The sequence below is a fragment of the Streptomyces sp. NPDC002787 genome (genome assembly GCF_053592095.1).
On record NZ_JBSFVC010000031.1, the window covers coordinates 1 to 13,699 of the forward strand.

Here is a 13,699-nt window from a genome sequence, read left to right on the forward strand (position 1 = left end):
GCCGTACCCGGGGTCTCCTTCGGGGCGGGTGGTGGCCGTGCGGTCGCCGCCACCGTCCCGACACCGTCCACCGGACCGTCAGCCGACAACCCGCCTCAGAGCGCCACCCACGCCGCCGTGATCAGCGCGACGCCCAGCCCGCCCAGCACCCACGCCGACCGCACCATCCGCAACCCACCCGCGACCACGACCGCGGCAAGCAGCAGCGCGCCGCCCAACGGCACCCAGGCGTGCAACAGCCCCGCCGTACCCGTCCGCACCACATCACTGCTGCCCGGCTTCACGACCACCGTGTACGTCCGGCCCGTCTCCACCGCCACCGACCGCTCGATGTCGACCCGGTTCCGCGCCTGCGACCCGGTCGACACCGGCTCGTACGGCCCCCAACAGACCTCGCCGTCGCAGCGGGACACCGTCATCGTCCCCTGCTCACGCCCCTTGCTCAGCATCACGTGCTGGGCACAGCCCCAGGAACCCCACACCCCGGCGACCAGGATCACCAGCGCCACCACACCCATCGCCGCCAGCCGCCCGTACCGCAACGCGACCGACGCACCCCCGCCACCCGGGCGCGGACGGCGCCGCGAACGGGGAGCGGGGGCTTTGGTCTCAGGCATGGCGGGGATCATTGGCCATGGCACAGCGGTCGGTCAACCCTCGCAGGCCAGCGCCTAGGACGGCGAAATCAGGACTTGTCCGGATCGCCTCGGGACTCGTACGGCTCGACGACCGCCCCCGCACTCACGAGTTGTACGTCCCCTGCGCCCGCTCCAGCCCCTCGATCACCAGACACTCCACCGCGTCCGCCGCCCGGTCCACGAAGTAGTCCAACTCCTTGCGCTCGGCGGAGGAGAAGTCCTTCAACACGAAGTCCGCCACCTGCATACGGCCCGGCGGACGACCGATACCGAACCGCACCCGGTGATAGTCCGACCCCATCGCCTTCGTCATCGACTTCAGCCCGTTGTGACCGTTGTCACCCCCACCGAGCTTCAGCCGCAGCGTCCCGTAATCGATGTCCAACTCGTCATGGATCGCCACGATGTTCGCCACCGGCACCTTGTAGAAGTCCCGCAGCGCGGTCACCGGCCCGCCCGAAAGATTCATGTACGACATCGGCTTGGCCAGGATCACCCGACGGTTCCCCGGCCCAGGCGGCCCGATCCGCCCCTCCACGACCTGCGCCTGCGCCTTCCCGGCCCGCTTGAACCTCCCCCCGATCCGCTCGGCCAGCAGATCGGCCACCATGAACCCCACGTTGTGCCGGTTCGCCGCGTACTCGGGCCCCGGGTTGCCGAGGCCGGCGATCAGCCAGGGGGCGCTCGGATCGGTCGTCACGTGCATGTCTCCTTGATACGCGCCAGCCGCTGCCCCCTGAAGGGAACAGCGGCTGACGAACCGAAAACAGAGCGAGGATCAGGCCTCGGCGGCCTCTTCGCCCTCGGCGGACTCCTCCGACGGCTCCTCCGCCTGCGCGGCCAGGACCTGCAGGACGACGGCGTCACCGTCGACGGCCAGCGTGGTGCCCTTCGGCAGGGTGATGTCCTTCGCGAGGATGGAGGCACCGGCCTCCAGGCCCTCGACCGAGACCGTGACGGACTCGGGGATGTGCGTGGCCTCGGCCTCGACCGGCAGCGCGTTCAGCACGTGCTCCAGCAGGTTGCCACCCGCCGCCAGCTCACCCTCGGTGTGCACGGGGATCTCGACCGTGACCTTCTCGCCGCGCTGGACCAGCTGCAGGTCGACGTGCTCCAGGAAACCCTTGATCGGGTCACGCTGCACGGACTTCGGGATCGCCAGCTCGCTGGTCTTGCCGTCGATGTCCAGGGAAATCAGGACGTTCGGAGTACGCAGCGCGAGCAGCAGCTCGTGACCCGGCAGGGTCAGGTGCAGCGGGTCGGAACCGTGACCGTACAGAACACCGGGAACCTTGGAGTCACGGCGGATACGGCGGGCGGCGCCCTTGCCGAACTCGGTACGCGTCGACGCGGCGAGCTTCACCTCGGACATGATCACTCCTCGTAGAAAGTAGGACGGACGTGGTCACCCGGCCACGAACGGCCTGCTACGAAGAGCGCGTCGATAACGGATCGCCGTACGGTCCGTGAAACGGAGTACGGCCTCCCTCGCCGAGCAACTGGAGCAGTCTACTCGGAGAGGAAGGCCGTACCCAAAACGATCTCCAACGATCGCCGGAGATCGCCGACGAGCTCTACTGCTCGTCGAACAGGCTCGTCACCGAACCGTCCTCGAACACCTCACGCACCGCACTCGCGATCGTCGGCGCGATCGACAGCACCGTGATCTTGTCCAGCTCCAGCTCACCTGGCGTCGGCAGCGAGTCCGTGAACACGAACTCGCTCACCTTCGAGTTCTTCAGCCGGTCCGCCGCCGGACCCGACAGCACACCGTGCGTCGCCGTCACGATCACGTCCTCCGCACCATGCGCGAACAACGCGTCCGCCGCGGCACAGATGGTCCCACCGGTGTCGATCATGTCGTCCACCAGCACACACACCCGGCCCTTGACCTCACCGACGACCTCGTGGACGGTCACCTGGTTCGCCACGTCCTTGTCACGCCGCTTGTGCACGATGGCGAGGGGCGCGCCGAGACGGTCGCACCAACGGTCCGCCACCCGCACGCGACCCGCGTCCGGCGAGACCACCGTGAGCTTGTTCCGGTCCACCTTCGCGCCCACATAGTCCGCCAGCAGCGGCAGCGCGAACAGATGATCGACAGGCCCGTCGAAGAAGCCCTGAATCTGGTCCGTGTGCAGATCCACGGCCAGAATCCGGTCCGCACCCGCCGTCTTCATCAGATCCGCGACCAGACGCGCCGAGATCGGTTCACGCCCACGGTGCTTCTTGTCCTGCCGCGCGTAACCGTAGAACGGCACGATGACCGTGATGGAGCGGGCCGACGCACGCTTCAGCGCGTCGATCATGATCAACTGCTCCATGATCCACTTGTTGATCGGAGCCGTGTGGCTCTGGATCAGGAAGCAGTCAGCACCACGGGCCGACTCCTCGTAACGGACATAGATCTCACCATTGGCGAAGTCGAAGGCCTTCGTCGGGACAACCCCGACACCCAACTGCTGGGCGATCTCCTCGGCAAGCTCGGGGTGGGCGCGGCCGGAGAAGAACATCATCTTCTTCTCGCCGGTCGTCTTGATCCCGGTCACAGCACTGTCTCCTCAGAGGTTCTCAGCCGGGCACGCGAAAACCGCTCGCTCAGCTGGGGTGCGGGTGTGCACTTATCACGGTACGACGTCCTCGGCGCACCTGTTTCCGGTCAGCTTCCGCTTTCGCCCTCCCGGGAAGCCGTCTCGGCAGCCTTGGCCGACGCGCTCCCCGGACGCTTACGGGCCACCCAACCCTCGATATTCCGCTGCTGGCCACGGGCCACGGCCAGCGAACCGGGCGGCACATCCTTCGTGATCACGGACCCGGCGGCGGTGTACGCACCGTCCCCGATGGTGACAGGCGCCACAAACATGTTGTCCGAACCCGTCTTGCAGTGCGACCCCACGGTGGTGTGGTGCTTGTGCTCACCGTCGTAGTTCACGAACACGCTCGCCGCACCGATGTTCGAGTACTCGCCGATCGTGGCGTCACCGACATACGACAGATGCGGGACCTTCGTCCCCTCGCCGATGCTCGCGTTCTTCGTCTCGACATACGTACCGATCTTGGACTTCAGACCGAGACGGGTACCCGGGCGGAGATACGCGTACGGTCCCACACTCGCCTGCGGACCCACCTCCGCCCCGTCCGCGACCGTGTTGTCGACGCGCGCGCCGGCCCCGACCGTCGTGTCCTTCAGCCGGCTGTTCGGACCGACCTCCGCGCCCTCGGCGAGGTGCGTCGCCCCGAGGAGCTGGGTGCCGGGGTGGATGACGGCGTCCTGCTCGAACGTCACGGTGACATCGACCCAGGTGGTGGCCGGGTCGATCACCGTCACCCCGCCGAGCATGGCCTCGGTGAGCAGCCGGTCGTTCAGGATGCGGCGGGCCTCGGAGAGCTGCACGCGGTTGTTGATCCCCGCGATCTCCCGGTGATCGCCGGCGACGGACGCACCGACCCGGTGACCCGCCTCGCGCAGAATCCCGAGAACGTCGGTGAGGTACTCCTCGCCCTGGCTGTTGTCGGTCCTGACCTTGCCGAGCGCGTCCGCGAGGAGCTGGCCGTCGAACGCGAACACCCCGGAGTTGATCTCACGGATCGCGCGCTGCGACTCGGTGGCGTCCTTGTGCTCGACGATCGCGGTCACGGCACCCGAGGCGCCGTCCCGCACGATCCGGCCGTACCCGGTGGCGTCCGGGACCTCGGCGGTCAGCACGGTCACGGCGTTGCCGTCGGCGGAGTGGGTGGCGGCGAGGGCCCTCAGGGTGGCGCCGGTGAGCAGCGGGGTGTCGCCGCAGACGACGACCACGGTCCCGTCGACTACCTCTCCGAGCCCCTCCAGCCCCATCCGCACGGCGTGCCCCGTGCCGTTCTGCTCCGCCTGGACGGCCGTACGTACGCCCGGGTCGACCTCGGTCAGATGTGCGGTGACCTGCTCGCGGGCGTGCCCGACGACCACGACGAGGTTCTCCGGGTCCAACTCGCGCGCGGCGGCGAGGACGTGGCCGACCAGGGAGCGGCCACAGATGCTGTGCAGAACCTTCGGTGTGGCCGACTTCATACGGGTGCCCTCACCCGCTGCGAGGACGACGACGGCTGCCGGGCGGGTTGCGCTCACGGGGATGCCCTTCGGCTGTGGATGGGTGAGGTGTGGACATCCGCAGGATACCGGGGCGTTGTGAGGGGGAAATGTGAGCGGGTCCTGACCCGTCTGTCTGGGGTCAGGACCCGAACTGTGCTTGGCTCCCCCGCCAGGACTCGAACCCGGACATATGGCACCAAAAGCCACAGTGCTGCCAATTACACCACAGGGGATCATTCTCAACCAAACCGGACATTTAGTCGGGCTGTCGAGTGGCGCCTTCTACTATGCCGTACCAGGCGCCTTCCGTGCGACGGTATAGATCGGCGCTCTGTCGGACGTAGATGGTCAGGCAGCCATGATAGGTCTCGCCCGTGTTCTTTCGGGCTGTGCGTGGGTTGTGCTTCTTGAGCGTGGCCTTGCTCAATGCGGACACGTCGACGCCGGCGATGTCGGCCCAATATTTCTCCGCGGCCTCAACGTCTGCGGACTCGTGGATGCTGACTCGCAGGGTCAAGCGGTCTGATGTCACGTCGAGGAGCGCCAGCCAGCGCAGGAAGACTCTGATCATGTTCGGATCGCTGTTGATGAATTGCAGGACCTCGGTGCGGCGGTAGGGCTTGTCCTTGGAGCCCTCGGCCCAGTAGAGGCCGACACCCACAAGGAACAGCTCACGGTCCGAGAGCCCACCGACCGCTGCTGCCGCAGCCTGCTTGACGGCCTGACGCTCGCGGCCCTGTTCCGCCCGCAGTCGTGTGAGTCCGGCGTTCATCCGTGCCCGCTGCTCCTCGGGTGTGCGGTGCGGCTCCGGTGTCGGCAAGTCGCGCACCCAGAGTGACACCGAGCTTTTCGAGCAACCCAGCTCGGCCTGGATCTGGTTGTACGTCCAGCCTTGTCGCCGAAGCTCTCGCGCCTTCTCGCGGAGGTCGTCCTTCGCGTTGGGGCGCTTCGTCCATTCCGGAGGTGGTTCGCCTTCAACGAGTCGCTGAAGTGTTTCGTTGTTACGGACGCCGAGTTCGTCTCTGATCTGCCGCAGGCTGCGTCCTGCCCGGCGCAGGGCGACAGCCCGCTCCCGGAGCCCCTCGAAGTCGGCGTACTTGTTGTGTGGATGTGCCATGGGCATACCGTCCAGGCGGAATGATGCGTTCCGGGATCGAACGGTGGGCGATTCGGCAGTTCGAGGGATACCGGGTGGTTTCGCTTCTGTTCGAATGTGGGGCGTGGTGTAGGCCCGTACGGGAAACTCGCCGGAAAAGCGGGGGCGCTCGAACGTAGGCTTGGGTTATGACCACGACGGGGGAAGACCACACCGGGGCCGGGGCGGAGGACAGGGCCGGGCCGTGGTGGTGGGAGCGGTGGCGTGGGGCCCTGCTCGACGGTGGGCTGGCGTTGGTGTCGGCGGTCGAGTGTTCGGTCGAGGGTGTCGAGTTCGCGCAGAGCGCCGGGCTGCCGGAGGCCGTGGGGGTGGTGTTCGGGGCGCTCGCCGGTTCCGTGCTGCTGGTGCGGCGGATGTGGCCCGTTGCCGTCGTGCTCGTCTTCATCGCTGTCGCGCCCGCTCAGATGGGGTATCTGATGGGGCTCGTGGGGCTGTACACGCTGGCGGCGTCCGAGGCGCCGCGGCGGATCATCGCGGCGTTGTCGGGGATGGCGTTCGTCGGTGTGTTCATCGTGTGGTTCGTGCAGGCGCGGCAGAGCAATATGCAGGGGGACGGGGCGGTCGGTGGCGGGGAGGCCTTCGCGACGTTCCTGGCTCTGACGATGGCGATCGGGCTGACGGCGCCGCCGGTGCTGCTGGGGCTGTATGTGGGGGCGCGGCGGCGGTTGATGGAGAGTCTGCGGGAGCGTGCGGATTCGTTGGAGCGGGAGTTGCAGTTGCTCGCGGAGCGGGCGGAGGAGCGGGCGGAGTGGGCTCGGGGGGAGGAGCGGACCCGGATCGCGCGGGAGATGCATGACGTCGTCGCGCATCGGGTGAGTTTGATGGTCGTGCATGCGGCCGCTTTGCAGGCCGTGGCGCGGAAGGATCCGGAGAAGGCCGTGAGGAACGCGGCGCTTGTGGGGGATATGGGGCGGCAGGCGTTGACCGAGTTGCGGGAGATGCTGGGGGTGTTGCGGTCGGGGGAGGGTTTCTCGTCGATGGCGCGGGTGGACGCGGTGTCGGGGCCGGCTCCGGTGCCTTTGGCGGCGGTGGGGGCGGCGGCCGCGGCGGCGGCTTCGCGGGCTGAGGACGAGGCGGGTGAGGGGCCTTGTCTGGCTGAGCTGGAGGTGTTGGTGGGGCAGTCGGCGGCTGCGGGGATGGTCGTCGAGTTGTCGGTGGAGGGGGAGGTGCGGGTGTATGCGGCCGAGGTCGAGCAGACGGCGTACCGGGTGGTGCAGGAGGCGTTGACGAACGTCCACAAGCATGCGGCGGGGGCGAAGACGCATGTGCGGTTGGCGCATCGGGCGGCGGAGATCGCGATGCAGGTGGAGAACGGTCCGCCGCCGGAGCCGGGGGCGGCGGGGGCGGCGCGTCTGCCGAGTGGGGGGAACGGTTTGCTCGGGATGAAGGAGCGGGTGGCTGAGCTGGGGGGCGTTTTTGTGTCCGGGCCTACGGAGGCCGGGGGTTTTCGGGTGTCCGCGGTGATTCCGGCGGCGTGAGGGTGTGCCGGCCTCCCGGGGGCGTGAGGGCGCTTGGCGTGTGAGACAGGGCGGCGTACTCCGACGTGGTGTGTCGGGGACGCCGCCCTTGGGTGGGACGGGTGGCGGGGTGTGGCCCGCGTTGTCATGGCGGTTACTTCGGGTCGTCGTTGAACTTCGAGGTCGACCAGAAGTAGCCGAGGATCGCGAGGCCGAGGCACCAGGCGGTGGCGAGCCATCCGTTGTGGCCGATCTCGGTGCCGAGGAGCAGTCCGCGCAGGGTTTCGATGGCGGGGGTGAAGGGCTGGTACTCGGCGATGGGCTGGAACCAGCCGGGCATCGAGTCGGCCGGGATGAAGGCGCTGGAGACGAGCGGCAGGAGGACCAGTGGCTGCGCGCTGTTGGCGGCGGCCTCGGCGTTCGGGCTGGACAGGCCCATGCCGACCGCGATCCAGGTGAGCGCCAGGGAGAACAGGGCGAGCAGTCCGAGCGCCGCGAGCCACTCCAGGACCGTGGCGTCGGTGGAGCGGAAGCCGATGGCGGCGCCGACGGCGCCGACGAGGACCACGCTGGCGACGCACTGGAGCACGCTGCCGGCGACGTGTCCGATGAGGACGGAGCCGCGGTGGATCGCCATGGTGCGGAAGCGGGCGATGATGCCCTCGTTCATGTCGGTGGAGACGGACACCGCGGTTCCGACGACGGTGCCTCCGATGGTCATCATGAGGATGCCGGGGACGATGTAGGCGATGTAGTCGGAGCGGTCGCTGCCGCCGATGCCCGTGCTCATCACGTCGCCGAAGATGTAGACGAAGAGCAGCAGCAGCATGATCGGGGTGAGGAGCAGGTTGAGGGTGAGGGAGGGGTAGCGGCGCGCGTGCAGGAGGTTGCGGCGCAGCATGGTGGACGAGTCGCGGACGGCGAGGGTGAGGGAGCTCATCGGACGGTCTCCTTGGGCTGGTCGGTGCGGGTGGGAGCGTCGGCGGGGCTGGTGAGGGCGAAGAAGACGTCGTCGAGGTCGGGGGTGTGGACGGTCAGTTCGTCGGCTTCGATGCCGGCGGTGTCCAACTGGTCGAGTACGTCGCGCAGTTCGCGTTGGGTGCCGCCGCTGGGGATCTGTAGGGCGAGGGCCTCGTCGTCGGGGGTGGCCTCGCGGAGTGCGGTGGCGGCGGAGCGGTAGGCGGTCGGGTCGGTGAAGCGGAGGCGGACGTGTCCGCCGGGTATCTGCCGCTTCAGTTCGTCGGCGGTGCCTTGGGCGGCGATTTTGCCGTTGTTGAGGACGGCGATGCGGTCGGCGAGTTCGTCGGCCTCTTCCAGGTACTGGGTGGTGAGGAAGACGGTGACGCCGCCGGTGACGAGTTCGCGGATGATCTGCCACATGTTGTGGCGGGAGCGGGGGTCGAGGCCGGTGGTGGGTTCGTCGAGGAAGATGATCCGGGGGTTGCCGACGAGGGTCATGGCGATGTCGAGGCGGCGTTTCATGCCGCCGGAGTAGGTGGAGGCGGGCTTCTTGGCGGCTTCGGTGAGGTCGAAGCGTTCCAGGAGTTCGGCGGTGACCCGTCGCCCCTCGCGTTTGGACAGGTGGTGCAGGTCCGCCATGAGGAGCATGTTCTCCTCGCCGGTGATCAGGCCGTCGACGGCGGAGAACTGGCCGGTGACGCCGATCGCGGCGCGGACGGCCTGTGGGTCGGTGGCGAGGTCGTGGCCGCCGACGCGGATCGTGCCGGAGGTGGGGTCGGGTGAGATGAGGGTGGAGAGGATTTTGACGGCGGTGGTCTTGCCGGCGCCGTTCGGGCCGAGCAGGGAGAAGATCGTTCCTTCGGGGACGGCCAGGTCGATGCCGTCGAGGACGGTCTTGTCGCCGTAGGTCTTGTGCAGCCCGTTCGCCGCGATGGCCAGGTCGGTCATGAGGGTGCTCCTTGGGTGGGGGCGGGTCAGAGGCTGCGGGCGGTGATGTCGCCGTAGCCGGTGGTGGCGTGGATGTCGAGCTGGGCGGCGGCGCCTTCGCTGTTCTTGAGCGCGTTGTGGATCCGGCCGTAGGAGGTGCCGGCGTCCAGGGAGGCGGAGATGCCGGCGGCGGCGCCGATGGAGATCGCGCCGTGTCCGGTGCGCAGGGTGACGGTGCCGCGTACGGCTTCGGTGACGTGTACGTCGCCCTTGCCGCTGGTGATCTCGGCGGGGCCGCCCAGGCGGCCGACGGTGGCGTCGCCGGCCAGGAGGGTCAGGCGGGCGCTCGCGGTCTCGTCGAACTTGACCTGTCCGTGCGCGCCGTCGACGGTGACGTCGCCGAGTCGTCCGACGCCGCGGAACTCGGCGCCGGCCGCCTTCGCCTCGACGCGGGAGCCGGAAGGGAGCTGGACGGTCACCTCCAGGGTTCCGGAGGGGCCGAAGAGTTCGTTCTTCGCCTTGGGGGCCTCGATGCGCAGCACTCCGTCGCGGTAGTCGACGGTGGTCTGCTCGGCGGCTTTGACGTCGCGGGCCTTGGCGGCGTCGGCGGGCCGGATCTCGACGGTGGTGTCGGGCCGGTCGGCGGCGATGAGTTGCACGCGTCCGGCGGGGATGTTCAGGACGGCGGAGATGGGGGCGGGGGTGTCGAACTTCTGCATGGTGGGCTCCTGCGGCTCGTCGTTTCTGACGATGGAAAAGCTACGTTGCGTTTGTTGTTATAGCAACAAGTTCGTTGCGGCTATTCGTTGAAGCTGCAGGTGAGAGCCGAGAAAGTGTTGCAATGGTTGTGGATTTAACGCAATGAACCCAGAGCGTCCGTTGCAATGTAATGCGGGTGAACGCTATGGTGGAGGCATCCGAGGAGTACGAAGGAGACCGCGATGCCCGGAGGCAGGCTCACCCAGCAGGAACGTCAGCAGATCGCGCTGGGGCTGGCCGACGGCCTCGCCTACGCCGAGATCGCCCGGCGCCTCGACCGCCCGACCTCGACGGTCACGCGGGAGGTGATACGCAACGGCGGCCCGACCGCCTACCGCGCGGACCTCGCCCACCGCGCCACCGAGCGCCGTGCGCACCGCCGCAGGAGCACCGGGCCCCGAGGCGGTCCGAAGGCGCCCGCGCCGGCCCATGGGCGTGACGTCGAGGCCGTACACGAGTACGAGGAGACGTTCACCACCGTCATGATGGCCTCGGGCATGCCCACGATGATGGCGCGGGTGATGGCCTGCCTCACCCTCACCGACACGGGCAGCCTCACCGCGTCCGAACTCGTCCAGCGTCTGCAGGTCAGCCCGGCGTCCGTCTCCAAGGCGATCGCGTTCCTCGACAGTCAGGGCATGGTGCGCCGGGAACGGGACGAAGGCCGCCGCGAGCGTTACGTCGTCGACGACGACGTCTGGTACCAGTCGATGATGGCCAGCGCCCGCTCCCTCGACCAGATCGTCGAGATCGCACGGCAGGGCGTCGGCGTGTTCGGCCCCGGCACTCCGGCCGGCACCCGTCTGGAGAACGTCGCGCGCTTCCTCGACTTCGTCTCCGAGAGCACCGTCCGCGCCGCGGAACAGGCGCGCGAGATCCTCCACACGAAGCCCGGAACACCTCCGGGCGACACGGCCGCCGGGCCGAGTACGGACCGCGGATAGAGGTCGCTCGTCAGCGGTCGGCCCGTCGGTCGGGCAGCGGGTCGGCCCGTCGGTCCCTCAGCCGGTTGTCCCGTCGGCCCGTCGGCCCGTCGGCCCGTCGGCCCGTCGGCCCGTCGTCCGGTCGGGCTGGCAGCCCGTCAGTTCGTCACCGGTCGGCCCGTATACCGGTCATCCGGACGGTCCCTCAACTCCTCGGCCCCTCAGCATGGTGGGCCCTCGGCCCCGGCGGGCCCTCGGTCGGCGGTTGGCGGGCTCAGCCGGACGTCAGGCGTGTCGGGGCGAGGCCGGCCAGGAGGGTGGTGAGGGCTGTGTCGATGGTGGCGCCCAGGTACCAGTCGCCGGTGTGGTCGAGGGCGTAGACGCGGCCCTCGGTGTCGATGGCGATGAGGGCTCGGGTGGTGGTCTCGTGGCCGAGGGGGCAGACCTCGGTGTCGAGGGCGCGGCCGAGGTCGCCGAGGGTGCGGGCCATGTGGAGGCCGTGCAGCGGGTCGAGGTGGAGGTCGGCGGGGGCGAGCTGGCGCCCGGGGCCCTGGGCGGTGAGGCGCAGGCCGCCGAATTCGGCCCAGGCCTCGACCGCCGCCGGGAAGACGGCGTGGCGGTGGCCGGCCGGGGAGGTGTGCTCGCGGAGGGTGTCGGCCCAGATTTCCGCCTGCTTTATGTCCCAGCGGCCCGGCTGCCACCCGGCGGCGCGCAGGGCGGCGTCGACGGGTACGGAGAAGCGCGTGGAGGTGCGGTCGGTGTGCATCTGCCCTTTGTTCGTCGGGGGTTCGTGTGCGGTTTGAACTGTGGTCGGGAGTGTGGCCGGGAGTACGGCCGGGACATCGGCGTACCAGGTGGGTCCGTGTTTCCGGGGCGGTTTCCTGGTTTCTGACGCGATCTTCCCGGGACGGGGTTCCCGTCAGTTGCCCTGTGTCGGGTCCACGATGCGGACGCCGAAGTGGGCGCTGAGGGCGGTGCAGGAGCGGCAGGGGGTGGCGAAGCCGCCGTGGAGAGGGTCGCCGTCCTCGCGGATGTGGCGGGTGGTGAGTTTGGCCTGCTTGAGGGCCTTGCGGGCCTCGCCGTTGGTCATGGGTCTGCGGGCGGCGCGCTTGCTGCGGGCGGCGTCGGCGCTGGTGATGTGGCGGGAGATGAGGATGGCCTCCGCGCAGCGGCCGGTGAAGCGGTCGCGCCGGTCGGTGGCGAGGGAGTCGAGGAACTCCTGCACCAGGGGGTGCAGCGGCGGGGCATGGTCGCCGCGGGCGGCGGTGCCGGTGAGGGTCTCGCCGCGTACGGAGAGGGCGGCGGCCACGGTCGGCAGGATGCCGTCGCGGCGGTGGAGGAGGGCGGGAGTGTGTGGCTGTTCGGCCGTGCTCCAGCCGATGCGAGGGTCGCCCGAAGGTCCCGCCTGCGTCGCGCTCATGGTCCTCATCCCCTCCTGTTACATCCCCCGTCAGCGGACACAGAGTGCCAAACGGCGTGGCGGGTGCGGAAGCTGGGGCAGTGCGACACGCCCGGGCTTCGGCGTTGCGTAAGGGTGGTGTGACGGCTGGTCACGGAAGCGGAGGCCCGGTGACCGGTGTCGTCGTACCGCATAGGCTGTCGACAACCGCGACCCGTACGGGTCCCGTGTTCGAGGGTAGATCGAGAGCAGGCCGAGGCAAGATCGAGGGCTGGTCGCGAGCCGATCGGGCAGGGGCGCAGGGCGGGTCGGGGAGTCGGAACGGGCCCGTCGCGGGTCTTTTCGCAGCCAGCCAGAACAGGTCACACAGAACGCCGCAGGGGGCTACCGCCATGACGACAGGTCGGCTCGGGCAGCAAGCCGCGCCGCCGAACGCGGCCTACGCCGGGCAGGTCGTGCAGTTTCCGGACCCGGTCCGGGCCGCGCGTCATCCGAGGGGTGTCCGTGTTGACGCACACGGCTATCCGGACTTCTCGCCCTATGCGCGTGCCGCGGCGGAGATCGCCGATCCTCCGGAGGGGTTCGGGGTCGATGAACTGCGGTTGACGGACTACGTGTCCGCGAACGCGGCGCTGGCGGCGACGGGGCACGAGCTGTGGGACACGATCCCGCCGGTGGCGACCCCGCACGGCTGGACGTGGCATCACGTACCGGGTGGCCGGCGGCTGGAGTTGGTGCCGGTCGAGGTGAAGGCGCTGCTGCGGCATCACGGGGGCGTGGCGACGGCGCGCGTGGACCAGCACAAGCGGGGCACGCGGCCGTTGCAGGAGACCCGGCCCGCGCACTTCGGGCTGCCGAAGTCGTCGGCGGTGGCGGTGACCGAGGCGCAGGTGCAGGGTGTCGAGGAGGATCTCGGCTACCGGCTGCCGGGCGCGTACCGGTCGTTCCTGAAGGCGGCCGGGGGCTGCGCTCCGGTGGGGGCGGCGCTCGACGCGGAGTTGGGGCTGTTGGTGGACCAGCCGTTCTTCACGGTGCGGGACGAGGCCGCCGTCAACGACCTGGTGTACGTCAACAAGTGTCTGCGCGACCATCTCACCAAGGACTACCTGGGGGTGGCGTTCGCGCAGGGCGGGCTGCTCGCGGTGAAGGTGAAGGGCGACCGGATCGGGTCGGTCTGGTTCTGCGCCTACGACGACGCCCGTGACGTCGATCCGACGTGGCCGCCGGCCGAGCGGGTGGAGCGGCTGCTGCTCCCCGCCGGTGAGGACTTCGACGTGTTCCTGTCCCGGCTCGCGGGCAATCCGCCGGAACTGGAGACGGTGGCCAACCTGATGGTGGACGGTGGCTTCGCACGTGCCGTGCCGGTCGCCGCGGGCGCCGCGGCGTCTTCGGTGGGGGAGTGAGTTTT

At 69.2% G+C, this 13,699-nt stretch carries 14 protein-coding genes and 1 tRNA gene; 3 read left to right on the top strand and 12 right to left on the bottom strand.

The features are described 5' to 3' along the window. Window positions 1–95: 95 nt before the first annotated feature. The 7 genes from ACWD26_RS34695 to ACWD26_RS34725 all read right to left on the bottom strand — a co-directional run bounded on the left by ACWD26_RS34695 (window position 96) and on the right by ACWD26_RS34725 (window position 5,827). Window positions 96–629, bottom strand: a complete 534-nt coding sequence (locus ACWD26_RS34695) for a hypothetical protein (protein WP_451276062.1) — start codon at window positions 627–629, stop codon at window positions 96–98. A 112-nt stretch (window positions 630–741) separates the two neighbouring features. Beyond that, entirely contained in the window at window positions 742–1,344 is a 603-nt protein-coding gene (pth, locus tag ACWD26_RS34700) for an aminoacyl-tRNA hydrolase (RefSeq protein WP_451276064.1), read from the bottom strand. A gap of 72 nt (window positions 1,345–1,416) precedes the next feature. Next, window positions 1,417–2,010: a 50S ribosomal protein L25/general stress protein Ctc gene (locus ACWD26_RS34705; protein ID WP_451276066.1), complete on the bottom strand. Its 594-nt coding sequence runs from the start codon at window positions 2,008–2,010 to the stop codon at window positions 1,417–1,419. Window positions 2,011–2,212: 202 nt separating this feature from the next. After that, entirely contained in the window at window positions 2,213–3,187 is a 975-nt protein-coding gene (locus ACWD26_RS34710) for a ribose-phosphate diphosphokinase (protein ID WP_451276068.1), read from the bottom strand. A 110-nt stretch (window positions 3,188–3,297) separates the two neighbouring features. Then, window positions 3,298–4,746 (bottom strand): bifunctional UDP-N-acetylglucosamine diphosphorylase/glucosamine-1-phosphate N-acetyltransferase GlmU, encoded by a 1,449-nt coding sequence (gene glmU / locus ACWD26_RS34715; RefSeq protein WP_451276069.1) that lies wholly within the window; start codon window positions 4,744–4,746, stop codon window positions 3,298–3,300. Between the two features lie 122 nt (window positions 4,747–4,868). Further along, window positions 4,869–4,943 (bottom strand) — tRNA-Gln (locus ACWD26_RS34720). 23 nt (window positions 4,944–4,966) lie between these two features. Further along, entirely contained in the window at window positions 4,967–5,827 is an 861-nt protein-coding gene (locus ACWD26_RS34725) for a hypothetical protein (RefSeq protein ID WP_451276071.1), read from the bottom strand. 167 nt (window positions 5,828–5,994) lie between these two features. On the opposite strand from ACWD26_RS34725, the gene ACWD26_RS34730 reads away from it, so the two are divergent. Beyond that, window positions 5,995–7,344 (top strand): sensor histidine kinase, encoded by a 1,350-nt coding sequence (locus ACWD26_RS34730; protein ID WP_451276073.1) that lies wholly within the window; start codon window positions 5,995–5,997, stop codon window positions 7,342–7,344. Window positions 7,345–7,477: 133 nt separating this feature from the next. On the opposite strand, the gene ACWD26_RS34735 is transcribed toward ACWD26_RS34730, so the two are convergent. From ACWD26_RS34735 to ACWD26_RS34745, 3 genes are read right to left on the bottom strand one after another with little or no spacing between them, the layout of a single operon-like run. After that, entirely contained in the window at window positions 7,478–8,263 is a 786-nt protein-coding gene (locus ACWD26_RS34735) for an ABC transporter permease (RefSeq protein WP_451276075.1), read from the bottom strand. Beyond that, complete coding sequence (locus ACWD26_RS34740; RefSeq protein ID WP_451276077.1) at window positions 8,260–9,231, bottom strand: ATP-binding cassette domain-containing protein; 972 nt, start codon at window positions 9,229–9,231, stop codon at window positions 8,260–8,262. The genes ACWD26_RS34735 and ACWD26_RS34740 overlap by 4 nt, the downstream gene beginning before the upstream one ends. 26 nt (window positions 9,232–9,257) lie before the next feature. Next, window positions 9,258–9,929, bottom strand: a complete 672-nt coding sequence (locus ACWD26_RS34745) for a DUF4097 family beta strand repeat-containing protein (protein ID WP_451276079.1) — start codon at window positions 9,927–9,929, stop codon at window positions 9,258–9,260. Window positions 9,930–10,151: 222 nt separating this feature from the next. Here ACWD26_RS34745 and ACWD26_RS34750 point away from each other — a divergent pair, with 222 nt between their 5' ends. Then, complete coding sequence (locus ACWD26_RS34750) at window positions 10,152–10,913, top strand: helix-turn-helix domain-containing protein (protein WP_451276081.1); 762 nt, start codon at window positions 10,152–10,154, stop codon at window positions 10,911–10,913. A 253-nt stretch (window positions 10,914–11,166) separates the two neighbouring features. Here the strand turns inward: ACWD26_RS34750 and ACWD26_RS34755 are convergent, their stop codons facing one another. Then, complete coding sequence (locus tag ACWD26_RS34755) at window positions 11,167–11,658, bottom strand: SUKH-3 domain-containing protein (protein ID WP_451276083.1); 492 nt, start codon at window positions 11,656–11,658, stop codon at window positions 11,167–11,169. A gap of 153 nt (window positions 11,659–11,811) precedes the next feature. Continuing rightward, the gene (locus tag ACWD26_RS34760) at window positions 11,812–12,312 is read right to left on the bottom strand and encodes a YwqJ-related putative deaminase (protein ID WP_451276085.1); all 501 of its coding nucleotides are present in this window, start codon (window positions 12,310–12,312) and stop codon (window positions 11,812–11,814) included. A 371-nt stretch (window positions 12,313–12,683) separates the two neighbouring features. Between ACWD26_RS34760 and ACWD26_RS34765 the strand changes: the two genes are divergently transcribed. Then, the gene (locus ACWD26_RS34765; RefSeq protein WP_451276087.1) at window positions 12,684–13,694 is read left to right on the top strand and encodes an SMI1/KNR4 family protein; all 1,011 of its coding nucleotides are present in this window, start codon (window positions 12,684–12,686) and stop codon (window positions 13,692–13,694) included. Window positions 13,695–13,699 lie beyond the last annotated feature (5 nt).

Coding starts and splice junctions, on each gene's coding strand:
- ACWD26_RS34695 (WP_451276062.1), bottom strand. CDS start 629: ATGATCCCCGCCATGCCTGAGACCAAAGCCCCCGCTCCCCGTTCGCGG.
- pth (WP_451276064.1), bottom strand. CDS start 1,344: ATGCACGTGACGACCGATCCGAGCGCCCCCTGGCTGATCGCCGGCCTC.
- ACWD26_RS34705 (WP_451276066.1), bottom strand. CDS start 2,010: ATGTCCGAGGTGAAGCTCGCCGCGTCGACGCGTACCGAGTTCGGCAAG.
- ACWD26_RS34725 (WP_451276071.1), bottom strand. CDS start 5,827: ATGGCACATCCACACAACAAGTACGCCGACTTCGAGGGGCTCCGGGAG.
- ACWD26_RS34730 (WP_451276073.1), top strand. CDS start 5,995: ATGACCACGACGGGGGAAGACCACACCGGGGCCGGGGCGGAGGACAGG.
- ACWD26_RS34735 (WP_451276075.1), bottom strand. CDS start 8,263: ATGAGCTCCCTCACCCTCGCCGTCCGCGACTCGTCCACCATGCTGCGC.
- ACWD26_RS34740 (WP_451276077.1), bottom strand. CDS start 9,231: ATGACCGACCTGGCCATCGCGGCGAACGGGCTGCACAAGACCTACGGC.
- ACWD26_RS34745 (WP_451276079.1), bottom strand. CDS start 9,929: ATGCAGAAGTTCGACACCCCCGCCCCCATCTCCGCCGTCCTGAACATC.
- ACWD26_RS34750 (WP_451276081.1), top strand. CDS start 10,152: ATGCCCGGAGGCAGGCTCACCCAGCAGGAACGTCAGCAGATCGCGCTG.
- ACWD26_RS34755 (WP_451276083.1), bottom strand. CDS start 11,658: ATGCACACCGACCGCACCTCCACGCGCTTCTCCGTACCCGTCGACGCC.
- ACWD26_RS34760 (WP_451276085.1), bottom strand. CDS start 12,312: ATGAGCGCGACGCAGGCGGGACCTTCGGGCGACCCTCGCATCGGCTGG.
- ACWD26_RS34765 (WP_451276087.1), top strand. CDS start 12,684: ATGACGACAGGTCGGCTCGGGCAGCAAGCCGCGCCGCCGAACGCGGCC.